Genomic DNA, 20,947 nt, shown 5'->3' on the forward strand with positions numbered 1-20,947 from the left:
ATGGGCCAGCACCTTGCGGGTGATGGGGGCACAGACGGCTGATAAAGACAGCGTGGTGTGGCAATGAACCCGCTTTTTCTGCAATTCCAACTTGTTTATAATATGTACCAGCATTCCTTTTATTAAATCCCTATTTGATTCTTAATAGGTTTTCTATAAATTTCTTACATTGTTGCTGGATTACCCCCAATTCCTTATGGAAAATTAATGACATCATACCTCGCATTAAAGGACAACATTAATGCCAAGCTTATTTGATGGTTCACGAAAAAGTTTAGTTAAACTTAGGCCCAATGGCAACCAAAACAAGGCAAGAAATGAAAAATTTAACACTCGACAATTACCTTGATAGTCATTACATCCACAGGAGCAATTGGTTAAGGGCGGCCGTTTTGGGGGCCAATGATGGCATAATTTCCATTTCCAGTCTCGCAATCGGCGTTGCAACGGCGAGTTCGGCCAATGACCCTGTTATTTTAGCAACGGTGGCAGGCCTTGTGGCAGGAGCGGCATCCATGGCAGCAGGAGAATATGTATCTGTAAGCTCACAGACCGACATTGAAAAGGCAGATATTGAAAGAGAAAAAAAAGAACTGGTCGAAATGCCGGAAGAAGAGTTGAACATATTGGCCCAGATCTATGAAAAAAGAGGGCTGAAAAAGGAAACAGCGCTGCAAGTTGCCCAAGAACTAACTGCGGCCGATGCCCTGGGAACGCACATACGGGACGAATTGGGCATCAATGAGATCAGTAAAGCCAACCCGATTCAGGCCGCGTTGGCGTCAGGTGCTGCATTTACTGTTGGGGGCATGTTACCTCTTCTAGTCGTTCTTTTTGCCCCAATTAAAGGAATGGAATATTGGTTATATGGATTTACAACTATTTTCTTGATCATTTTGGGAGCAACGGCCGCAAAAACCGGTGGTTCAAATATGTTGAAGGGAATGGTCAGGATTACCATTTGGGGCACAATCGCTATGGGACTTTCTGCATTCGTGGGTTATCTCTTTGGGGTAAGCGTCTAAAATTTATAAATATGGGGACAGTATATCCGCATGTAACGATAAATCATTAACCCATATTTTTTGGTGGATTCTGAAGCGGAAAGCAATCCAAGAGAAGCCCTAAATTATTCGCTTAATGAAAATGTCGGCTCTCTAAAATTCAAAGCGGTCATTTGGAAAAATTATGAGATTGGAGGATGCTGTTGAAGCTCATAGACAAGTAGAAAACGCCAAAATTGAAGGAAAAATAATCCTAAATGTAAACGAATGAATTACATCATTGAAAATGAAAAGTTGACTCTGCAATATATTCCCGGGAATGGAGCTTGGACATATCAATTGATTATACCAAATACAAGAAATATAAAAGGTAAATGGGGCGATTTAAAAGTTTCGGGGACGATAGACGATTATGAAATTAAAAATAAAAACTTAGGACCAGTAAAAAATTCTGATAAGAAGATATCAGTGAATTCTGAAATAAGAAACGCAATAAACAAAAAAGGTGGCGACACAGTTATTGTAACTTTACATCTTGAAAATCAAACTAATAAAAAGGATAACACGGAAATTTTAGAATGCTTTAGGGATGCTCAAGTAATTAGTCTTTTTGAAGATTTAAGTAAAAACCAACGTGAAGAACTTTTTAAGGAAATTAATGATGTTTCGACTGACAATCAAAAAGCTGAAAAGATAGTGGACATAATTGAAAAACTTGGGAATAAAATGTATGAAACTGAATAAACACTATTGCTAACAGCTAAACCAAATTGCCTTAACAGCCAGAACGTTACTGCGTCTAGCAGGGTGTTGTGCCTTATTACGACAAATAGACAACATAAAAACTAAATTACTACAGATTTACACTTGATTAATTGGAAAAGTTAAATTGTCCAAGCTACACAATTAGGGGCGAAAATCCTGATTATGGAAGGATATGAATCTGTAGACCCACAATGTCCGTCAGGCCTGATAGATTAAAAGATATTGTATGTAAAAAATGGTTGGAAATATGTTCCTACTTGTCATTTCGGAATTGACCAATAAGATTTTAAAGATATAAAGTGAAATTTACTCACGACTTGGAAGGAGTTGATAAAAATGGTGGCCCTATACCGATGTGCCATTCTTTTAGGTTGAAGGACTGTCCCTTATTAACCGCCATTGGCCGACCGTATGACCCAAACCCAACGATTGAAAACCGTGCATGGCAACTAGCTTGGGAGAAGGAATGCTGATTTTGGCCAGATTATAAAATCGTATTCCTAAATTGCAATTCCCCATTAATTTGATAAAAGCCAATGAACAGCGAACAATACACTGCCACTATCAGGGAAAAAAGATATCAGGATTTCACATGGATCGATATACAAAACCCATCCAACGAAGAGGCCCAAGGGATAGCGGCCACCCATGGCCTGAACCCCATTTTGGTAAAGGACAGTCTCCAGGCCGGGCACCTTCCAAAAATGGAACAGATGGAAGATGGCTATTTCATGATATTGAGGGCATGTACGCAAGAGGTCGACAAACCTACCTCCATCAACGATTTTTCCAATAAGATCGCCTTTTTTGTGACCAAAGGGCGTTTGATAACCATACATAGGGCGGAATATGCTTTTCTTGACAGCAATTTACCCGACATGGGGCACATGGACGCACTCATTTTGTACATCATTGATAAAATGGTCGACAGTTTTCAGGAGCCATTGGAAAACCTGTCCAGCAAGATCGATGATATTGAAAATCTCATCTTTACAAAAAAAGGGGACAATCTAACACTGGAGCAACTTTATTTTTTTAAGGCAAAGGCCCGGATCGGCAAAAAACTGACCGTACTCATCCGCTCTGTGATCGATGCCCTAAAGGTCGGTGAAGGCCATGACCCCCAGTTACAGGACATCAAGGACAGTCTTACCGCCCAATACCTGCTCTATGATGAGGCCGTGGAGGACACCAACGGGCTTCTGGCCTCCTACCTGTCCGTCACCGCACAGAAAAGCAACGATGTCATGAAGGTGCTCACCATCTTTTCAGCTTTTTTCCTTCCCCTTACCTTCGTTGCCGGGATATATGGGATGAACTTTGATGTTATGCCTGAGCTCCGCTGGCAAAATGGTTATTTCTATACTTTGGGATTTATGATCCTTATCTGCCTGATCGTATTCCTTTGGTTCAAACGAAAGCGTTTCCTTTAGCCCGAATACCTTTTTTTGGCAAAAAACAGGCTATGGTATCACTAGAGGCCCTATTATAAATCTTTTATTTAAGCTTATAACTTCCGTGGATTAGGGCACTTTTTTGTTTTAAAGAATTTACCTCCAATTCACCCAAAAATAGAGCTTGGTTAAGAAAGCTATTGTTAATCATCCCACACACTTTCATTTAGGTTGTTTCTGGTTTTTCTGCGATATCTCTCAAAAAAATTGATGCTGAGTCCGCCCGCATGGCGGCATAGAAGTTCGTCCTCCAACTCCAACCTTCTTTCCGTTCTAAAAACGTTGTCGCAATCTCTATTTCGGTAACTGGCCTGTCAATTCTTGTATGAAGACATATGCACTTTTTGATTACTGAAAATAACATTGTGCTGATATTCTAAGTGGTAACCGATCCCAAAAAAATACATCTTTGACAAATGGAGGTAAAAAATGTAAGATTAATCTTATGATAATACTTCCTTTACAATTGATGATAAAGAACTCAATAAATTTAGAATTATGAAAAACAACAATACAATGAAGATTTTGGTAATGAGCTTTTTTATGGGGTTGGCAATGGTATTTACTTTCCAATCCTGCAATGACGACGATGGTAAAAAAAATCAAGAAAATGAATTAACTGGTCAATGGCTCCTCTTTCAAAGGTTCGATGGAGATGGGATTGATTCCATTGATAACGGTAAAACCTTAATATTTACAGAAGATGGTGTTATCAAAGACAGTTTCGTACCCAATTGCGATGGCATGTTTTCTATAGAGAAAGACACCTTAACCATTAATAGGCCTTGTCATGACGAGCCAATTCGTTTTCTATTCAAATTTGAGGAAAATAATTTGATTTTAACAAGCATCCCAAGCACCTGTGATGAAGGTTGTTATGACATTTTCAAAAAAATCTAACTACCAACCAATGATAAACTAAAACATGAAAAAAAATTATCAAACACTGTTTATTTTAATTTGTCTATGCTATTGTAGTGCAAATTCCCAAACATGCGGAACTGAGACACCTACAGTTAAAAATACCTATCCGTCTACTGAAACATCAAAGCAAAAGGTGACAAATTACTGTATTGATGTCCAATTCCATGTTATTAAGGAATCCAATGGCACAAATGCATTTGTTGCTGTAAACAGAAATGCTGTCATAGACGAATTGAACGATGCTTTTAACGACCATAATATATTTTTTAACAGTATTGGCACAAATTTCATTAACAACAGTAACTATGTCAATATCGATGACAAAAATGAACTGGATAATCTGATGTCAACTGATAACAACCCGAATGCACTCAACTATTATATTGTTGAGACCCTTTATGAAATTAATGGCCAAGCCATTGCTGGATTAGCATATATACCTTCCAATAATCTAACTGTAATCAATAATAGTGCATTATCTACTACTTCACCCCATGAAGTTGGCCACTGTCTTGATCTGTATCATACACACGAAACATATTTTGGTACTGAAAATATTAACGGTGATAATTGTGGGACGGCTGGTGATTTGGTTTGTGATACCCCGGCAGACCCACAACTCGGTACAGGTAACGTTACTGCTGCATGTATTTATACTGGTGGGGGTGGATATACTCCCTTAACGCACAATATAATGTCGTATTCCCGTCATCATTGTAGGGATCATTTTACAAGTAGTCAAGGGGTACGGATGAGACAAGCCCTTATTTCCAATTCAATTTTACAAAACTTTGTCAACACTTTTCAAATGAGTGGCCTAGAGAATTTATGTTCCTCCGGGTCGTATTCTATTATTGGCCTCCCACCAGGTGCTACAATAAACTGGGACTCTAGTAGCAACATTACCAGAATTTCATCCCAAGGATCAAACCCTTGTACTTTCTCAAGGACTGGAACTGGATCCACGGGTTGGATAAGGGCGACAATATCAAATCCCGGAGCATGTGGGGACGGTATGGTCATTACCCAAAATGTAAACCTAAATTCACAGAATCTGGACTTGTCTGTTACCAGCGTTGAGGGAGAGGGTGCCGCAATTTATGTAAGTGGCTATGTTTCTGGCGGATCCAGCCCGTTTAAATGGTATATCAATTCCCAACTGATAAGCACAACGACTTCTCGTTATTTTAGCTATAGATATGAATGTGAAGGTGGATCCTCCCAAATGGGGGTAACCTCTAACTGCGGCTCTGATTATGCTTATTATTATGAAGACTGTAGCGGTGGCCATCGAATGGCCGTTTATCCGAACCCTGCTTTTTCAGAAATAAGCGTCTCTATGGCTCAAGAGAATCAAATAGGCAATATTAATTTATTAAGTTTGGAAACAATGCCCCAGATTCAGGATGTTGTACTGACATTGTTGGACTTTTCAGGAAACGCTGTTAAGGAAATCATCTACAATGGACCTGTACAAGAAATGAAAATGGACGTATCAGCATTGTCAAAGGGAATCTATTTCTTAAGGGTTGTTGGAAAGAAAGTGGATGAAATCCACACTGTGATTATAGAGTGATACCATTCCTATGACTTTAACAGTAACCAAATTGCATTTTTTTGACCGTGGATTTTTGGATGCCCTTTTCTACGCTGTCCTAGAAGGCATTCTAATTGATCAGGAAAAAAACCTATGCCGAAAACTGGTAGTATCATACCCATGTGTTCATCTTACCCCCTTGGAGGGATATTTACCATACTTACCATACCGATGCCGAGCGGACACAGGATTGGAACGAGGCGGTGTTCACTTATAATAAAATGATTCAGACCAATCGAGGATATGATTATGGACTTGTGGAGGTACCCAAAGCACCCGTTGGCAAAAGGGCAGATTTCATTCTTGATCGTATCAAGAGGAATTGACCAATCAAGGTTTACTTTCCTCCTTGGTTATCAAATATCGACCTGACTTCCCGGTGCACCTTCAAATAATGCCGCTCCAAATCCCCCTCCTTGATTTCAAGGGGCTTGGGCAAGCCTTTTGGAATTTCGGGCCTTCGGAACTGTACCTTTCGGTCCTTCCCGTCCGCAAAGACCACAAACTCCCCCTGCTTCAAGCGGAAGAACACCTCCGCCCTGCGCTTGGACACCTCCTTTTCCCCTTCCGTGATGCGTCGTTCCAGACTCAGCCCCGAGCTTTTGCTCACACTCCGGGTGGGCATTTTGACCAGTTCAAAGAAGCGCTCATAATACCTTGCCGTATCCGGGTCGTTCACCTTCCCAAAGAACTGATAGGACAGATTGGATAAAATAGCCTTGCTGGCCTTCTCCCCGTACATCATATCATTTTGCACCTTATCCTGCAACACATAAACGCTCACAATATCATAGCTCCGAAGTGTGGCCGGAATCCGGTGCATGTTCAACAACCGTAAGGTAGAGGCCTCTTCCAACAGCATAAAGGAAGGTTTGCGGTTTCTTCTTGACATCTGTTTGGAAATGGTATGCATAATGGTGGCGATCACCGGAGAAAGGGAGGCATCTTTTTGTGGATTGTTCACTAAAGCAATGACCGAAGGATGTTTTTCATTATTGATGTCCAGTGGAATCTCATCAGCGGACAATACCATAAAAATCTTGCGTGTACTGATCTTTTTGATGGCATTGGCCAAGGTACTCATCACCCCAGCGGTCTGCCGCTCCGACCCTACACCACTGATAAAGGCATCGGCCATGGCCCGTGAGGTAAGATTCTCCCTCAGAAACTTGATCAAGCTTTTGGTCCCCAACTGTTGGTACAGGGCCATCACATGGGGCAGCGTACAGAAGTCGGGGTATTCGGTCTTAAGCCGCCATATCAGTCCACTGATCAAACCCTCAGCTGCATCCTTAAAAAAACGGGAGGTACTGTTCTCATCGGAGTCCCGATGTTCCATCAGGTTTTCCAGCAAGACCCGCGACACCTCATGGACACTCTCCTCATCGGGCAGGTAACGGGGTGCGATGGGATTCACCCGATGGTAGATCGGCCCAAAGGACACGATATGGAAGGGCACCTTTTGATCTTTCCAAAGGGGACAGGCCATTTCCGTGATCTCAAAATCCTTGTAATCGTGGAGGACCCCAGAGAAACCCTCTCTTTTAAAATGCTCCAAGAAGCCATAGATGACACTTTCGGTCTTCCCGCTCCCTGCTGAGGCCATCACGGATACGCCACGACGGATGTTGCCCAGCACCAAGGGCCTTCCTCTTACCTTCAATTTGACCTCGAACACCTTGGACGGCTTCCCCTTATCCTTATGGTAATCCACCAGCCCATAGATGACGGTATGTACAAAAAACAAGGGAAGCCATAGGCCCAAGGACTGTTTCAAAAGGAGGTGCCAGCCAAATATCTCTCCAATGGCGATTGCCACCATAAGCAGGATACCGAGATAATACAGAAAGCCATACTTGAGGTATCGATTGACCACAAAGGAGATCCCTCCCCCAACGAGCAAACCGACCATAAATTCCATCCAACCTATATTTTCCATAGCAATACTGTTTTAAATTCCGATAGACCCCGATTCCAAGGCCTTTCCGATTCCTTTTTTGAGCTGCATCATCGCCTTATAGGCCAATTGCGCCTTGTTGACCGGTATGGTCGGCACCTTGATGCCCGCCTTGAACAACAATTGCTTGGCCGCTTGACGTTCATTCGTTGGCAAGCCCAAGAGGGCCGAAAAAAAGCGTTTCGGATCCTTGTCCAAGAGGTTACGGGCATGGTAGGTCTCCACAAAGTTCCTTCGGTAATTGAATTGTTGGTCAAAGGTCTTTTCCGCTGCCCGATAGAACTTGTCCCGATCAAAGCCCTGTTTGACGGTCTGCCCATGGAGCGTGGTCTCGGAAGTTCGGAACTTGGACCCCGGGGAAAGGCTATGGGTATTGGTCCTATCCATTCGGCTCACGATGATATGGATATGGCTCTGGTAGCCTTCCTTGGCCATACCGGGTACGATGCGCTTCCCGTTCAATTGGTGTGGGGCCTCTCCTTCCAGTACATTTATCTTTTCCCGGAGCTTGGCAATTTCCCCTTGCTCCCGCCCTTCCTTAATGGCCCTGACCCGGTGTTGCAGTTCCAATATCTTGCTGGCATGGGCCTGGTTTTCCTTGACCTCGCGATCCTTTTCGGAATAGGTGCGTTCCCGTTCCAGTTTGGCAAAATAGAGGATGTCCTTGACGGTCACTTCACGGTCCCGATAAAAGGAGGCCGCATAGGTATTCATAACCTGCCGGGTATATTGCCTCAGTTTCTCGGGGTCGTTTCCGATATGCTGGAGTTCCCTTTGGGAAGGGCTCACCACCAGGGAATAGAACTTGGGCTCCCGTTTCTTGAGCTTGGCCGTATTGGCGTCGATCTCGGCAATGACCCGCTCCGCATCGATGTTGTTCTCTTCCTGATTGAAATACCCTTCCTGTAGTTCCGGTTCCCTCCCTTCGTTCTCCTTTTCCAGATAGTTGACAAAATCCCGGGCACTCCCCTTAAAATTGTCCCCCAGTTGTTGGCGTGTGATGGCGATGTACATAATTACTTCTTTTTAAGTTTTGTACGGTATTTTTCAATGGCCTCGGGATTGAGGTCCAATTTGAGGTGGTCCTTCCCAAAGCGGTTGTGGTATACGCTCACATGGTCCAGCACATAGGTAAAATCCTCCTTGAGCTCCTCCATTTGTTCTTCCAAACGGTCATAACGGATCTTGGGCACGGTGACCTCCACATCAAAAGATTCCATCTCCTTGGATGGCTTGGCCTCGGTCAATTGCTGTTCGATAAAATCAAAATCGCTGTCCCATTCCTCATCATCGGATGCCAGCTCCTGTTCAAAGAGGGCCTGGATCATGCTAACGGTGGGCAGGGTCTGTTCCTTTTCAATGCTGCGCATAATGGCGACCATGGCATTGAAGCGGCGTTTGATCAGGTATTTGAGGCTGGCGATCGTCTCGTGCATCCGTTCGTCCGGGGAGATCCCGTTGTGCTCAAAAAACTCCACCATGGCCAATAGCGTCATGGAATGGGATTTCCCTTGCCGCTTGGAAAAGCCCTTGAATTTGGCGAGCACCGATATTTTGATGCACACGGTCCGAAACGCTTCCTTTTCGTATCCTCTATCCATTTTTAGCTTAAAAATTCCTTGGTTTTATTGGCCCCAGCGGATTTTTACGCTAAAAACGCCAAGGACCCTATTTTTTAAAATATCACAAACCCCCATAAACAGGGGCCTTGCGCAGCAACTATGATCGGAAGGACGCGCGAGCGTGCTACCCTCTTGCTCCTCCTTTTTGTGCAGCGGCCCAAAAAAGCATCGCACAAGCCGTCTTGAAAAGACCGCCGTCCCTTATCATATTATACCTTATGGAGCACGGACTTTGGGAAAGTCAAATCAGGTTGGGATGCCGTGCAAACTGTGCTGCGGTGCAGCATCTTAAATATACCCACATTCCCCGGGGTACAAAAATGCGTTCTGTGGGCAAATGGCATCATTTGCCCACGGAATATATGGAACGGGCATTTCTGGGTTTCCACAACGTCAGGTGTTCCCCCGGAACGCCAAAAAAAAAGACCCTTTTTCAAGGGCCTTGTTCCAGTCAGTCCTCCGATGGGACGGTGTCGGTCTGTTCCCTGTAATATTCATACCGGAATATCCAGAGATTGACCACCAGGGAGTAGGTTTTGTCCACCGTGGCATCAGCTGTCTTTTTGACAACGCTTTTCTTTGGGTGTTTCTTTGCCGGGATCTCCAACGACTTTTTTACAATTGCTTTCATAATACATGATTTTAAGTTATCAATTATTTGATGGCATCCCCGCACTTCCCAAAAATTTCGGCTCAAAAGGAAACGGAATAAATAGTGAGGTACGAACGGTTTATGCCGTAGTCTTTTGATGGGAACATTTTTGAAGGGCGAACTTGCGGTCAAATAAGGGATAGGTATTCTTTGAGGTTGCCCAGTACTTTACAAACAAGAATTTCCCTAATTGGTTTTTGGGTGTTCGACCCACCTAAAAACAAACCATGAACCCATAAAAAAAGCCCATCATAATGGATGGGCTTGGATAGTGTGTTTAGGGTTCACATATTAAATACAAAATCATAATTGTATAGATTTCGCATCGCTTCCCTTCGACTCCGCTCAGGGCAGGCCCAAGAGGGCTTCATAGTCCTTATCATGGATTTCTGCAAATTGGCGCAATTCGGTCCCGGAACGATATTCCACATCTTCCTTGGAACTGGAAAGCAAACGTTCCTGGGTTTCGCTATCGAGGTTTGTAAAATTCAAATAGACCATGTTTCAATGTTTAAAAATTCATTGTTTACAAATCATAAAGGCTCGGATCGAACCCATCGGGATAGTCCCTTGGGTCATGTTGATATGCTTCTGCATTTTCAGGCTCGGATGTTGTTGTCTTTTCGTCCATTTCTACAACATTTATAGGATTCCGTTATCTGCGAAACTGTAATACCGTCCATCGGGTGCCAGAATGATATGGTCCAATACCTTGACATCAAAAAGCTGTGCGGCCTCTTTGATTTTTTGGGTCAATTGTTTGTCCTGGTAACTTGCCTTGAGCTGCCCAGAGGGATGGTTGTGTGCCAGGATGACCCCCACGGAAAGGGTTTTCAGTACTAGGGCAAACAGGATGCGCACATCCACCAAGGTTCCCGTGATGCCCCCATGGGAGAGCGGATAAATGCCCTTGACCTTGTTGGACTGGTTCAGCAATACGATCTTAAAAGTTTCGTACAGGCCTATGGTCTGATTGTCCCAATTTTGGAACAACAGTTCCGCCACCTCCTTGGAGTTGGTCACCGACAGGGATTTGAGGGTAGAGAGCTTTTCCCGATAACTGATCTGTATTTCGTTGACTTTGAGTTCCATCTTTTTCTTGTTACAGGTTAAAAAAGGAATGGGGCGCCCAATCCAAAGAAAGACAGGGCACCCGTAACCTCTATTCCTCGCTGGTGGTTCCACCCAACAGTAAAATCTCACTCGCTACCACTTCGGTCACATAGCGCTTGTTGCCCTCTTTGTCCTCATAGGATCGGGAGGTCAGTTTTCCCTCAATGGCAAGTTCCTTTCCCTTGATTACAAACTTTTCGATGATGTCGGCGGTCTTGCCCCAGGCGGTCACGTTGTGCCATTCGGTATTGGTGACCTTTTCGCCCTTTTTGTTCCTGTAATGCTCATTGGTCGCCAAGGACAAACGGGCAACTTTTTTGTCATTTTCCAAGTTGGTGATCACTGGGTCTTGCCCCACGTTACCGATCAACTGTACTTTGTTTCTTAAACTGCTCATAATAAAAGGTTTTAAATGCCTGCCCTCTTGGCAGACGGGTTACTGATTTCCCCGTATCTCCATGCAATTGTGTGCGGATTTTAAGGGGTGTTTGTTTGCTTCTTGGGTGCGCAGCACAATAAAAGAAGGGGGTTCAGTCAAGGCTTTTGGGAGGAAATCGGGAGGCTCTGCGACGTGGTTTTTACCGAAGGGCTAAAAACTAGGAAGTGGAAACCCTATTTGTGAGCAAAACCCGCTTGGCCTTGACGGGTTCCATAAGGGCCCTAGGAATTCCTTCCGACCCAAGCCCGTGCAAGCGTACGGAAAGTTAAGCGAGCTAAGGGGATGGCGTCCTGATTGGAAGTCCTTGGGCACTGCCCTGTTTTTCGATGCCCCGAAAAACAACCAAAGGCTTCTTTTATTATGAACCCCTTAAAATCACCAGACCAACGACAGGGCTTTAGGAATCCACGAGCAAATCCCCAAGAAGGGTTTGCCGGGGATGACGTGAAAAAGCACTGGACGTTGGGCTTCCTTGTTTGACCGATTCCCGATAGTATTTAAATGGCTTTGATGACCAAAAAAACTCCCGATACTTCAGGTACCGGGAGTCGATGTTTTGGCAATGGCGATTCCTTCAGGGGTTGTGCCCTCTTGATGCCAGACCGGAACACTTAGGCCATTTCAAGAACGGTCTGGAACAATTGTTTGTCCAGACGCTCCTGACGTGAAAAGCTTCGTTTCAGGGTACCGTGCAATACGGCATTGAAGGCATTGTAGCCCAACCAGAGGTTTGGGGCAGTGCCCAACAATACGGCCTCATTGTCCAATATGTCGATGACCTCACGGGCCTTTTTGGACGGGTTTGCGTTCTTGTCGCTGCACTCATAACGGAACAGTTTGGTACGTTCCAGCACTTCCCTTACGAAGGTCTTGGTGTCCACCAGTTCGACGGCCATCATTTGGCTGAACCTGTCGGAGATGGTATAGAACTCGTTGTCCATGAACTTTTTGAACAGCCCCTCCATCTCGGGCATGATCAAGTGGGCGCCGTTGGTGCTGTGCTTGATGGAAAAGGCAATCTCTGCCTGTGCCACGTGCAGGCCATTGGAGCATACTTGGCGGTAGAACCCAAAATGTCCCGAGGTGCGCTCGCTCCCATCGTAGGAGTTGGTAAACCGCAGCATGGGCAGAATGGTATCCTCTCCATTGCCCACCGAGAACTGGGAGCTGTCGGAAAGGATAAAGTCCATGCAGAAGGTACGGTCCGAGCGGTTGATGGTCTGGCGGTGGTAGTCAAGACCCGCATCGATGAGCATCTGTTCCGCTTTTTTGAAGAAAAGCTCGTTGGCGATGTGCCCATAGCTCTTGGACACAATATTGACAATCTTGCCATTGCTGACAATGGCGCGTTCCAGCCCTTTACGGGAGGGCATTGGGGTCAGTTCATTTAACGGTCTTACCTGGGTCGGTACGAAGACCTCGTCCTGTTGCAATCTGTCTAAATACATAATCATTGGATTTAAGGTTAAACAATATTTGCATGGAAATCCAAACGGGAGGCAGGCTGTGGAGCGGCAAGGAAACGGAATAAAAAGCGATTGGCGGCTTTATGCCGTCCCTTGTCCGGTGACAGGATGCGACGTTTACCTTGGTGCAAAGGATTGGTCGGGGTGTTGGGCCATGGTGTCATTCAAAGTGGAAAACCATATGATCTGAACCACTTGGGTAAAGACCCGAGTATAAAAGTTTGTTCCGATGTTTTCGATTTATCCCAGCAAAGTGAATCAAGTGGTGGGTTGAGCATATATATCTTAGGCTTTAAAATCAAGGATCATTGATAATCCAAAAAAGCTTATCCAACCAGAATACTAAGGAAAAGAACAAAAACTCCAATAGAAGATCATTCGTTTGGATTCCATCCTTAAGAAAAACGGTCGTGGATAGAAATTACATATTTAAGTATTTGCTTAAATTATTATACAATTGTAATTTAGTTGAAAATCGTTCATATGGATATTCAAAATAGTTGTATCCGGGCAGAGGCCGATCATGTTCAAATATTGAGATGCAAGGAAGATTTGAGCGGCGTTACAACTTCTATCGAGGCAATAAGCAAAGTTATGGCACTGGCCGGCAATGAAGTTCGTTTTAAAATATTGTATTTGTTGCAACGGGAAACAGAACTGTGCCCCTGTGATTTTGCCGATATTTTAGCAATGAGCGTACCGGCTATTTCCCAACATTTACGTAAGATGAAGGATGCAAATGTCATTTCTGCCCGTAGAGCAGGACAAACGATATTATATCGTATTTCAAAGGAAAACCAAGCGTTCTTGGCTGCTATTTTGAGCAATGTGGTCTCTGAAAGGAAAATTGCATAACATGAAAAAAACAATGACATCCAACCGAATGGCATTTACTGGATTATTTTCAGCTTTCGTGGCCTCACTGTGCTGTATCACCCCTGTCTTGGCTCTGCTTTCCGGCACTACTGGAATTGCTTCCACATTTTCTTGGATAGAGCCGTACAGACCTATTTTAATGGGTGTGACCGTTTTGATTCTTGGATTTGCGTGGTATCAAAAATTAAAACCACGTCCACAGGATATTGATTGCGCCTGTGAAGATGATAGACCTAAGTTCATACAATCCAAGACTTTCCTGTTTTTGATTACCATTTTTGCAGGTACAATGTTGGCATTTCCCTACTATTCTAAAATATTTTATCCTAACTCAAATGCCGAGAGGCAAATAGTCTATGTATCTGAAAGTAACGTAAGTGAATTGACTTATTCCATAGAGGGAATGACATGTGCAGGTTGCGAGGCCCATATTGAAAACGAGGTAAATAAACTAGAGGGTGTTTTAGGGGTAGATGCAAATTATGAGACTTCCAAAGCTTTTGTAAAGTTTGACAGAAGTAAGGTAAGTGCTAATGAAATAGTATCTGCTATTGGAAAAACGGGATATAAAATCATAGAATAATGGAAGCTATTTTAGAATCAACGATCAAGTGTCCAAACTGTGGACATAGGAAAGAGGAAGAAATGCCAACGACAGCTTGCCAATTCTTTTACGATTGTGAAAATTGCAAAGAAGTATTACGTCCAAAAGAGGGCGATTGTTGTGTATTCTGCTCCTATGGCACCGTTGCCTGTCCATCCGTTCAGGAAAGCTCTCTATGTTGCGAGTAAATTTGAAAAATTATTTGGGGACCACCCTGGGAGCCTCATTACTTTGTCACAAAATTCAAAATCAATGATACCACGAGATTTAAGCAAGGACATAAAAACGAGGTTGCAAAGTATCAATGGGCAAATAAGCGGTCTCGTTAAAATGCTGGATGAGGATACGGACCCGGAGAAGATACTGATACAGTTCAAGGCAGCCCAGAAGGGACTGGAGAAGGCCTACTTCCTGTTGCTTGACGAAACCTATCGAAAGGCACTTGCCATCAAGATTTCAGAAACCGTGGAAGCCTGCCCTGGGAATTGTGGCAATGAAGACCGTATTGAATTTATCAGGAAGCAGTTCCCTAATCTGGAATTGGACAGTCTTACGGACAAAATGAAGGAAATAGCCTCCCTTAAGGCCAAACTGGAAGACTATAGGGACAAATAAACTTTACCAAAAAGCAATACGATCAATGGCCCAAAAAAAAGGGACATTTTTTTTTAATATTGTTTGGAGACCACCCTACCCTCCTTCCTACATTTGATTCGTTGTTTGGATCCGATGACAATGGAAAGAAGAAATAAACAATTCAAAAACAGAAAGATGAAACGTCAAGTAGAAGTTTTTACCGCCAATTGTCCGATCTGTGACCCTGTCGTCGAAATGGTTCGGGAACTGGCTTGTGATGAATGTGAAGTAACCACATACGATTTGGTTGAGCAATTCAGCGATAAGACCTGTCTCGCTAAGATGAATGAATACGGAGTACATAAAATACCGGCGGTTGCGGTCAACGGAAAATTGTTGGATTGTTGTAAGGACTCGTCCATTACCAAAGAAAGGTTGACGGAGGCGGGCATTGGACAGATCTCATAAAAACCAGCTAAAAATGATTGTCAAAAAAATCACGAAGTTACCGGCAAGAATCAACTATCTGGTATTGATATTCCAATTGGCTTTCACGGGGGTAGCGGTGGCTCAAGGCCACGGCCCCTTGTATGGTCTACAGACCCCGACCCTTGCCAAGGGCGGAGTGGATCTGAATGTGGCTGGTATGACCCTAAGCACGGAAGATGAAACCTTGTATATGTTGCGTTATCTATTTTCCTATGGAATTACCGAAGATTTGCAGGTCAATTTGACCACACCGACAATGATCGGGCGTTTGGATAACGCACCGAGGACCCGGGGCAACAGCAATATGCCCGCAAACGGAGATATCGAGGCTTCTCTTTGGTACCGTTTTTTTTCCAATGCCTTTGGTGTGGGCAAGCGCTTTGAGTCAACCGCTGTTTTTGGTGTTTCCACACCTACCGATGATGTACGCGGACAGGTCAACGTCGGCCAATCCGTACACGCCGCCATTTCAACTGGCTATGCTTCACGGACCTGGTATGGATGGCTCGGGGGAGGATACCACTATTATTTCGGGAAAAACGGCGAACAATTGGGGGATTTGCCCTATGCCTCTGCCGTTGTGGGGTATCGCCCCAATATTTTTATGGGTGATTATCCAAAACCCGATTGGCGCATTTTCATTGAATCGTTGGCCGAGTTTCCCGGTGAGGCCATCTATGAGGGAAACCTGAACGATTCTGGCACGAGAAGCACGAAGGTTCTGGTCGGCCCATCTTTTTTGGGACTGTACGGTGCATGGGGCATATCCTTTGGCGCTATGTTCCCGGCGGTACAGAACCTGACTCCAGGAGCTGTAAGGGAAAAATACCGAGTAGCGATAAATCTGAGCTATTGGTTATAGATAGCGATAAATTTTTAAAAAGTTGAGTATGATGAAAAATAGTGTATTGGTGATAATAATGGTCTTGTTGGTTGTGGGCACTCTAAACGCCCAGATAACCTATGTGGACCAGGAAGTGTACGGGATGGATTGTGCCCCTTGTGCCTATGGCCTGGAACGGGGACTGAAAAAGATGGACGGTCTTCAGAAGGTCCGTGTCAGTCTCAATGATGGAAGGGCCTATCTTGACCTGGCCGCTGAGAACGAACTCACTTTGGGGGCCATTCAAGAGGAAGTGAAAAAGAACGGGTTTTCCGCTAAAAAAGCAGCGGTGACCGTTTCGGGCAAACTAAGTAAAGAAAATGGCCAATGGTTGGTAGCCACCCCCCGGGAACAATTTTTGGTGTCGCAGGCCACTTCTACAGAATATCTTGAAAAAATGACGGAGGGCAACGTCACGGTGAGTGGCACGGTGGACGATGTGGAAGATGACAATCTTCCAAGCCAATGGATACTTACGATATCAAAAATGGAACGGATTCAATGAGGACCACTTTAAAATTGATGTTGAGCACAAGCTTGCTTACCTCTTTTCTACCCCTGATGTGCTGTCTTGTGCCCGCATTTTTATCGTTCGGGGCAGGATTGGGAGTTTTGGCCGGAAACTTTGAATGGCTGCATCCCGCACAATCCTATCTGAGCACCTTTTCGGTAGTTGTTCTTGGGATCGCCCACTACAAAAATTTCAAAGGTTCAAGAAAGTGCAACAAAGGGAAACCGTGCGAAAATACCGTTGGCAAATGCAGTATCAATTCATGGTCTTTATGGACGGTTACCTCGCTGGTCCTGATTTTTATCGTCTTAAACTACTTATATGAATTCTAAACTAGTTAGTGTCCTCTCAATTGTTTTCTTGGTTCTTTTCATATCCGGTTGTGAGAGGCACAAAAAACAGTGGCAGCTTGAACGAAAGATTACGCTTCCCGAAGAATCCCGTCCCTTGGCGTTGGCAAAGGATAGGGATGTCATCTGGTTTACGGACCCCGATTATTTCCGGCTGTATAAAATAGACCTGAACGGAAAAGTATTGGATTCCATCACGGGCATCCAACGACCGATGAACATCCATTTTGAAAAGGGTACACTTTATATTCCAGAGTTTTTGACCGATTCCATTTGGAAATATAAAAATAGCAGGTTAAGCCCCATGAAAATAAATAAGACTCCACAGGCACCGGCAGGTGTTTCCGTATATGGGGACACCATTTTGGTCGCTGATTTTTATAACCATCGTATTATTGTGGAGACCCCTAATAAAAGTTTTACCATCGGTAAACAGGGACATAAGGATGGGAAACTATACTATCCTATAGATGTAAAGATGAAAAACGGCAAGGTTTACGTGGCTGATGCCTATAACCACAGGATCCAGATTTTTGATTTTGAAGGCAACCATATTGCCACCATCGGACAAAATGAGAAAATAAACGTGGCTTCAGGAATTGCTTTAAACGTCAATGAATTGGCCATCACCGACCAAGAAAATAGTCGTGTATTAATTTTTGACCATCAGGGCCAACTGCTTCAGATATTGACAGAAAACATCGTATATCCAACTGATGTTCTGTTCGACAGGAACAAACTTTACATCACAAATTTTAAGGAAAACTCAATTTTAATCTGGTCTTTAAGATAGTAATGTATCACTGGTTCCTTAAAAAAATACTTTACGTAACAATAGCATCTTTTTATGAAAACATTTGGTCTATTCTTTCTAAAAAATATTATTGCAGGGCACCTTTAATCGGTTTGATAGGCTAAAGGATTATCAAATCTTGCACCACCAAATAGAGGATATATACCGAATGGAGTTCCGTTAGAAGTTATGTGCTACTCTGAAAAATTGAGCGTTCAACTAAAAATTTACTGAAATCAAGGGGCAATTTTCCGATTTGCTTTCTTGGGACGCTCAGGAATCCAAGCTTCCAATAATCAGGCTCTTCATTTCTTTCAACTCTTTTATTTTCTTATCGATCAACCTTACCTTTTCAAGCATTTTTTGTGATACATTCTCACACGCAGCTGTATTGAATTCCAATAGCCCCAAAAAATCTGAAATCTCATTTAAGGTAACCCCAAAGCCTTTCATTTCATCATTGACAAGAAGTTTTTCCAAAGTTCCATCGGAGTAATTCCTATAACTGTTGCATTCATCTTCCTTTGAGACATCGGCATCAAACCCTTCTTTTATAAAAGCATATGGTATCACCGGAAAACCTTGTTTTCTTGGACAACTGGCCCATTTGCATATACCTTAAAAATAAAGTCTACATTTCGCTTGACCGTTGACTATACTCCACGGTCTATATTTGTAAAGAAAACTTAAAAAATAATGAGCACAAACATCGCATACAAAATCCAACCACTTAAAATTGTAGGTGTTCGCAAACATTCTGTTTATTTGGTCTTTTTAAGTATCTCTTTTCTGGATTCGTTGCGTTTCATAAAATGTTTAATTTATGGGGCTGTATTTCTATAAGTCCCTTTATTAAAAGACCTATTGCCACTTCATTTTCTGCAATCTGACGGCATTGAGGATAGCAAGCAACGCAACACCTACATCAGCAAATACGGCTTCCCACATCGTGGCCAATCCACCTGCACCGAGAATGAGGACAATAACCTTTACACCAAATGCCAACCCAATATTCTGCCAGACAATTCTTCGCGTTGATCGACCAATTTTAATCGCTCTTGCAATCTTACTGGGTTGGTCGGTCTGTATGATAACATCGGCTGTTTCTATAGCAACGTCGCTACCCAAACCACCCATCGCAATACCTACACCACTTGCCGCCAAAACGGGTGCGTCGTTAATGCCATCGCCAATAAATGCGACTTTCGTTTCAGGTTGCTTTTTAAGTTCTTCAACTTCATTCAGTTTATCTTCGGGTAACAACCCACCTTTCGCCCAATCGATATTTAACTCTTTTGCAACTTGTTGAGTTATAGAATCCTTATCGCCGGATAGCATTATAATTTTGGAAATTCCTGAATCCCGAATTTGTTTAATGGCTTGGTGCGCATCATCCTTGAGTTCATCTGCAATGGTTACATAACCTGCAAATTCCCCAGCAATAGACACCATAACGATTGATTCTACAATACCATCTGTTTCCGAGGGGACTTCTATGCGGTTTGAGGTCATCAAAGCCTTGTTACCTACCAACACCGTTTTCCCGTTGACAGTTCCTTTCAATCCCTTTCCGGCAACCTCTGAAACATTAGTCGCTTCATAATCCGAGCCGTCAGCTTTATATTCGAGAATCGCCTTGGCGATAGGATGAGTGGATTGCTCTTCCATCGCCATCAAATACTTCATAAACTCGGTTTCCTCAAATGTGATGGAATTGATTTCCTTGATTTTAAAAACCCCTTTAGTAACAGTTCCTGTTTTGTCCATTACGACCGTGTTCACTTGGGTCATTGCATCGAGAAAGGAAGCACCCTTGAAAAGAATACCGTTGCGGGATGCCGCACCCAATCCGCCAAAATAGCCCAGCGGTATAGAGATGACTAAAGCACAAGGACAGGATATCACAAGGAATATTAATGCTCGATAGAGCCAATCCCTAAAAACATAATCATCTACAAAAAAGTAAGGTAGAAACGTCAGTCCGATGGCAAGGAATACAACGATTGGCGTATAAATCCGAGCAAATTTTCTGATGAACAGTTCGGTCTTTGATTTTCTGGCAGTTGCATTCTGTACCATATCCAGAATTCGTGCAATGGAACTATCCTTGAATTCCTTGGTCGTCTCGATTTCGATTACACCATCAAGGTTGATGCTTCCAGCAAAAACGGTATCGCCTTTAGCAATTGTATCAGGTTTGCTTTCGCCTGTCAAGGCAGCAGTATTAAAAGAACCCTTTTCAGAAAGCAGAATACCATCAAGAGGAACTTTTTCGCCTACACGTACCTGTATCTTTTCACCGATTTCAACAGTCTCGGGATTTACTGAAACAAAATCACCATCACGATAAACCAAAGCCTCATTTGGTCTTACATCGAGTAAGGCTTTTATATTTCCCTTCGCACGGTTAACGGCCGCATTCTGGAACAGTTCGCCCACAGCATAAAATAACATTACGGCTACGCCTTCTGGATATTCGCCGATAGCGAACGCCCCTAAAGTGGCTATGGACATCAAGAAAAATTCGGTAAAGAAATCACCATTTTTAATACTTTTCCAGCCTTCTCTTATCACCGGAAAACCAACAGGGATATAGGCTACCGTGTACCATACTATGCGAATCCATCCTTTGAAGAAAGGAAACGCATCAAAGTAATCAATAGCGATTCCGGCTATCAACATCACAAAGCTGAAAATAGCCGGTAGATAGGTTCTAAAATTTGAAATTTCTTCAGGGCTGCTATGGTTATGGCCATCGTCGTGACTGTGCTCGCCTTGTTGTTTTTTTGGTTCTAAGTCACGTAAGTTTATTTTTTTCTTTTTCATATGTTCTAATCAAGTTTGATATCATTTTAAAAACTACTTCGATAAT

General features: G+C 43.4%; 26 protein-coding genes. 16 read left to right on the top strand and 10 right to left on the bottom strand.

Translation table 11 applies throughout. The annotated features are described in order from the left end of the window. Positions 1 to 317 precede the first annotated feature (317 nt). From PP181_RS13500 to PP181_RS13525, 6 genes are all read left to right on the top strand, one after another. Positions 318 to 1,025: a VIT1/CCC1 transporter family protein gene (locus PP181_RS13500; protein ID WP_163627915.1), complete on the top strand. Its 708-nt coding sequence runs from the start codon at positions 318 to 320 to the stop codon at positions 1,023 to 1,025. Positions 1,026 to 1,271: 246 nt separating this feature from the next. Next, positions 1,272 to 1,748 (top strand): DUF1905 domain-containing protein, encoded by a 477-nt coding sequence (locus tag PP181_RS13505; protein WP_163627916.1) that lies wholly within the window; start codon positions 1,272 to 1,274, stop codon positions 1,746 to 1,748. A gap of 557 nt (positions 1,749 to 2,305) precedes the next feature. Then, positions 2,306 to 3,202 carry a CorA family divalent cation transporter gene (locus PP181_RS13510; RefSeq protein WP_163627917.1) on the top strand — a complete coding sequence of 299 codons (897 nt, stop codon included), beginning with the start codon at positions 2,306 to 2,308 and terminating at the stop codon, positions 3,200 to 3,202. Positions 3,203 to 3,721: 519 nt separating this feature from the next. Continuing rightward, positions 3,722 to 4,123, top strand: a complete 402-nt coding sequence (locus PP181_RS13515; protein ID WP_163627918.1) for a hypothetical protein — start codon at positions 3,722 to 3,724, stop codon at positions 4,121 to 4,123. Between the two features lie 25 nt (positions 4,124 to 4,148). Beyond that, a complete protein-coding gene (locus PP181_RS13520) occupies positions 4,149 to 5,723 on the top strand; it encodes a T9SS type A sorting domain-containing protein (protein WP_163627919.1) in 1,575 nt (524 codons plus the stop codon). A gap of 143 nt (positions 5,724 to 5,866) precedes the next feature. Continuing rightward, positions 5,867 to 6,070 (top strand): hypothetical protein, encoded by a 204-nt coding sequence (locus PP181_RS13525; protein ID WP_163627920.1) that lies wholly within the window; start codon positions 5,867 to 5,869, stop codon positions 6,068 to 6,070. An 11-nt stretch (positions 6,071 to 6,081) separates the two neighbouring features. Here the strand turns inward: PP181_RS13525 and PP181_RS13530 are convergent, their stop codons facing one another. Genes PP181_RS13530 through PP181_RS13540 form a run of 3 tightly spaced genes read right to left on the bottom strand, consistent with a single transcriptional unit; the run spans position 6,082 to position 9,302 of the window. Next, positions 6,082 to 7,683, bottom strand: a complete 1,602-nt coding sequence (locus PP181_RS13530; protein WP_272637509.1) for a type IV secretory system conjugative DNA transfer family protein — start codon at positions 7,681 to 7,683, stop codon at positions 6,082 to 6,084. A 12-nt stretch (positions 7,684 to 7,695) separates the two neighbouring features. Continuing rightward, positions 7,696 to 8,715: a MobB family relaxase gene (gene mobB, locus PP181_RS13535; protein WP_163627719.1), complete on the bottom strand. Its 1,020-nt coding sequence runs from the start codon at positions 8,713 to 8,715 to the stop codon at positions 7,696 to 7,698. Positions 8,716 to 8,717: 2 nt separating this feature from the next. Next, a complete protein-coding gene (locus PP181_RS13540) occupies positions 8,718 to 9,302 on the bottom strand; it encodes a BfmA/BtgA family mobilization protein (RefSeq protein WP_127139857.1) in 585 nt (194 codons plus the stop codon). Between the two features lie 107 nt (positions 9,303 to 9,409). Between PP181_RS13540 and PP181_RS13545 the strand changes: the two genes are divergently transcribed. After that, complete coding sequence (locus PP181_RS13545; protein ID WP_272637510.1) at positions 9,410 to 9,814, top strand: hypothetical protein; 405 nt, start codon at positions 9,410 to 9,412, stop codon at positions 9,812 to 9,814. On the opposite strand, the gene PP181_RS13550 is transcribed toward PP181_RS13545, so the two are convergent. The 5 genes from PP181_RS13550 to PP181_RS13570 form a co-directional block, all read right to left on the bottom strand. Beyond that, positions 9,775 to 9,954: a hypothetical protein gene (locus tag PP181_RS13550; RefSeq protein ID WP_127139856.1), complete on the bottom strand. Its 180-nt coding sequence runs from the start codon at positions 9,952 to 9,954 to the stop codon at positions 9,775 to 9,777. The two genes, PP181_RS13545 and PP181_RS13550, sit on opposite strands and share 40 nt — an antisense overlap. Before the next feature lie 366 nt (positions 9,955 to 10,320). Continuing rightward, on the bottom strand, positions 10,321 to 10,476 hold the full coding sequence (locus PP181_RS13555) for a hypothetical protein (protein ID WP_239057501.1): 156 nt from the start codon (positions 10,474 to 10,476) through the stop codon (positions 10,321 to 10,323). A 141-nt stretch (positions 10,477 to 10,617) separates the two neighbouring features. After that, the gene (locus PP181_RS13560; RefSeq protein WP_127139855.1) at positions 10,618 to 11,067 is read right to left on the bottom strand and encodes a JAB domain-containing protein; all 450 of its coding nucleotides are present in this window, start codon (positions 11,065 to 11,067) and stop codon (positions 10,618 to 10,620) included. A 70-nt stretch (positions 11,068 to 11,137) separates the two neighbouring features. After that, the gene (locus PP181_RS13565; RefSeq protein WP_163627718.1) at positions 11,138 to 11,485 is read right to left on the bottom strand and encodes a single-stranded DNA-binding protein; all 348 of its coding nucleotides are present in this window, start codon (positions 11,483 to 11,485) and stop codon (positions 11,138 to 11,140) included. A 653-nt stretch (positions 11,486 to 12,138) separates the two neighbouring features. Further along, on the bottom strand, positions 12,139 to 12,975 hold the full coding sequence (locus PP181_RS13570; protein WP_163627716.1) for a DUF932 domain-containing protein: 837 nt from the start codon (positions 12,973 to 12,975) through the stop codon (positions 12,139 to 12,141). A gap of 501 nt (positions 12,976 to 13,476) precedes the next feature. On the opposite strand from PP181_RS13570, the gene PP181_RS13575 reads away from it, so the two are divergent. The 9 genes from PP181_RS13575 to PP181_RS13615 all read left to right on the top strand — a co-directional run bounded on the left by PP181_RS13575 (position 13,477) and on the right by PP181_RS13615 (position 18,075). Continuing rightward, positions 13,477 to 13,848 (top strand): ArsR/SmtB family transcription factor, encoded by a 372-nt coding sequence (locus PP181_RS13575; RefSeq protein ID WP_163627714.1) that lies wholly within the window; start codon positions 13,477 to 13,479, stop codon positions 13,846 to 13,848. A gap of 1 nt (position 13,849) precedes the next feature. After that, a complete protein-coding gene (gene merTP / locus PP181_RS13580) occupies positions 13,850 to 14,452 on the top strand; it encodes a mercuric transport protein MerTP (RefSeq protein WP_163627712.1) in 603 nt (200 codons plus the stop codon). Beyond that, the gene (locus PP181_RS13585) at positions 14,452 to 14,661 is read left to right on the top strand and encodes a GDCCVxC domain-containing (seleno)protein (protein ID WP_163627710.1); all 210 of its coding nucleotides are present in this window, start codon (positions 14,452 to 14,454) and stop codon (positions 14,659 to 14,661) included. Before merTP ends, PP181_RS13585 begins: the two co-directional genes overlap by 1 nt. Positions 14,662 to 14,725: 64 nt before the next feature. After that, on the top strand, positions 14,726 to 15,088 hold the full coding sequence (locus tag PP181_RS13590; protein ID WP_127139849.1) for a metal-sensitive transcriptional regulator: 363 nt from the start codon (positions 14,726 to 14,728) through the stop codon (positions 15,086 to 15,088). A 156-nt stretch (positions 15,089 to 15,244) separates the two neighbouring features. Beyond that, a complete protein-coding gene (locus PP181_RS13595) occupies positions 15,245 to 15,517 on the top strand; it encodes a thioredoxin family protein (protein ID WP_127139848.1) in 273 nt (90 codons plus the stop codon). 13 nt (positions 15,518 to 15,530) lie between these two features. Then, positions 15,531 to 16,400: a hypothetical protein gene (locus tag PP181_RS13600; protein ID WP_239057500.1), complete on the top strand. Its 870-nt coding sequence runs from the start codon at positions 15,531 to 15,533 to the stop codon at positions 16,398 to 16,400. A gap of 28 nt (positions 16,401 to 16,428) precedes the next feature. Beyond that, the gene (locus tag PP181_RS13605; RefSeq protein ID WP_239057499.1) at positions 16,429 to 16,926 is read left to right on the top strand and encodes a heavy-metal-associated domain-containing protein; all 498 of its coding nucleotides are present in this window, start codon (positions 16,429 to 16,431) and stop codon (positions 16,924 to 16,926) included. Then, positions 16,923 to 17,264 carry a hypothetical protein gene (locus PP181_RS13610; RefSeq protein WP_272637511.1) on the top strand — a complete coding sequence of 114 codons (342 nt, stop codon included), beginning with the start codon at positions 16,923 to 16,925 and terminating at the stop codon, positions 17,262 to 17,264. Before PP181_RS13605 ends, PP181_RS13610 begins: the two co-directional genes overlap by 4 nt. Beyond that, positions 17,254 to 18,075 (top strand): NHL repeat-containing protein, encoded by an 822-nt coding sequence (locus PP181_RS13615; RefSeq protein WP_127139847.1) that lies wholly within the window; start codon positions 17,254 to 17,256, stop codon positions 18,073 to 18,075. The genes PP181_RS13610 and PP181_RS13615 overlap by 11 nt, the downstream gene beginning before the upstream one ends. 273 nt (positions 18,076 to 18,348) lie before the next feature. Here PP181_RS13615 and PP181_RS13620 read toward each other — a convergent pair whose 3' ends face one another. Together PP181_RS13620 and PP181_RS13625 are read right to left on the bottom strand one after the other, a co-directional pair. Next, complete coding sequence (locus tag PP181_RS13620; protein WP_127139846.1) at positions 18,349 to 18,648, bottom strand: MerR family DNA-binding protein; 300 nt, start codon at positions 18,646 to 18,648, stop codon at positions 18,349 to 18,351. A gap of 288 nt (positions 18,649 to 18,936) precedes the next feature. Next, positions 18,937 to 20,901 (bottom strand): heavy metal translocating P-type ATPase, encoded by a 1,965-nt coding sequence (locus PP181_RS13625; protein ID WP_163627708.1) that lies wholly within the window; start codon positions 20,899 to 20,901, stop codon positions 18,937 to 18,939. Positions 20,902 to 20,947 lie beyond the last annotated feature (46 nt).

The sequence above is a fragment of the Maribacter sp. PR66 genome, from assembly GCF_028464205.1.
In the GTDB taxonomy this organism is placed as follows: Bacteria; Bacteroidota; Bacteroidia; order Flavobacteriales; family Flavobacteriaceae; genus Maribacter; species Maribacter flavus.

Excerpts from the sequence above, each read along its gene's own strand:
- PP181_RS13500 (WP_163627915.1), top strand. The coding sequence starts at position 318 with ATGAAAAATTTAACACTCGACAATTACCTTGATAGTCATTACATCCAC.
- PP181_RS13505 (WP_163627916.1), top strand. The coding sequence starts at position 1,272 with ATGAATTACATCATTGAAAATGAAAAGTTGACTCTGCAATATATTCCC.
- PP181_RS13510 (WP_163627917.1), top strand. The coding sequence starts at position 2,306 with ATGAACAGCGAACAATACACTGCCACTATCAGGGAAAAAAGATATCAG.
- PP181_RS13515 (WP_163627918.1), top strand. The coding sequence starts at position 3,722 with ATGAAAAACAACAATACAATGAAGATTTTGGTAATGAGCTTTTTTATG.
- PP181_RS13520 (WP_163627919.1), top strand. The coding sequence starts at position 4,149 with ATGAAAAAAAATTATCAAACACTGTTTATTTTAATTTGTCTATGCTAT.
- PP181_RS13530 (WP_272637509.1), bottom strand. The coding sequence starts at position 7,683 with ATGGAAAATATAGGTTGGATGGAATTTATGGTCGGTTTGCTCGTTGGG.
- mobB (WP_163627719.1), bottom strand. The coding sequence starts at position 8,715 with ATGTACATCGCCATCACACGCCAACAACTGGGGGACAATTTTAAGGGG.
- PP181_RS13540 (WP_127139857.1), bottom strand. The coding sequence starts at position 9,302 with ATGGATAGAGGATACGAAAAGGAAGCGTTTCGGACCGTGTGCATCAAA.
- PP181_RS13550 (WP_127139856.1), bottom strand. The coding sequence starts at position 9,954 with ATGAAAGCAATTGTAAAAAAGTCGTTGGAGATCCCGGCAAAGAAACAC.
- PP181_RS13555 (WP_239057501.1), bottom strand. The coding sequence starts at position 10,476 with ATGGTCTATTTGAATTTTACAAACCTCGATAGCGAAACCCAGGAACGT.
- PP181_RS13560 (WP_127139855.1), bottom strand. The coding sequence starts at position 11,067 with ATGGAACTCAAAGTCAACGAAATACAGATCAGTTATCGGGAAAAGCTC.
- PP181_RS13565 (WP_163627718.1), bottom strand. The coding sequence starts at position 11,485 with ATGAGCAGTTTAAGAAACAAAGTACAGTTGATCGGTAACGTGGGGCAA.
- PP181_RS13570 (WP_163627716.1), bottom strand. The coding sequence starts at position 12,975 with ATGTATTTAGACAGATTGCAACAGGACGAGGTCTTCGTACCGACCCAG.
- PP181_RS13575 (WP_163627714.1), top strand. The coding sequence starts at position 13,477 with ATGGATATTCAAAATAGTTGTATCCGGGCAGAGGCCGATCATGTTCAA.
- merTP (WP_163627712.1), top strand. The coding sequence starts at position 13,850 with ATGAAAAAAACAATGACATCCAACCGAATGGCATTTACTGGATTATTT.
- PP181_RS13585 (WP_163627710.1), top strand. The coding sequence starts at position 14,452 with ATGGAAGCTATTTTAGAATCAACGATCAAGTGTCCAAACTGTGGACAT.
- PP181_RS13590 (WP_127139849.1), top strand. The coding sequence starts at position 14,726 with ATGATACCACGAGATTTAAGCAAGGACATAAAAACGAGGTTGCAAAGT.
- PP181_RS13595 (WP_127139848.1), top strand. The coding sequence starts at position 15,245 with ATGAAACGTCAAGTAGAAGTTTTTACCGCCAATTGTCCGATCTGTGAC.
- PP181_RS13600 (WP_239057500.1), top strand. The coding sequence starts at position 15,531 with ATGATTGTCAAAAAAATCACGAAGTTACCGGCAAGAATCAACTATCTG.
- PP181_RS13605 (WP_239057499.1), top strand. The coding sequence starts at position 16,429 with ATGATGAAAAATAGTGTATTGGTGATAATAATGGTCTTGTTGGTTGTG.
- PP181_RS13610 (WP_272637511.1), top strand. The coding sequence starts at position 16,923 with ATGAGGACCACTTTAAAATTGATGTTGAGCACAAGCTTGCTTACCTCT.
- PP181_RS13615 (WP_127139847.1), top strand. The coding sequence starts at position 17,254 with ATGAATTCTAAACTAGTTAGTGTCCTCTCAATTGTTTTCTTGGTTCTT.
- PP181_RS13625 (WP_163627708.1), bottom strand. The coding sequence starts at position 20,901 with ATGAAAAAGAAAAAAATAAACTTACGTGACTTAGAACCAAAAAAACAA.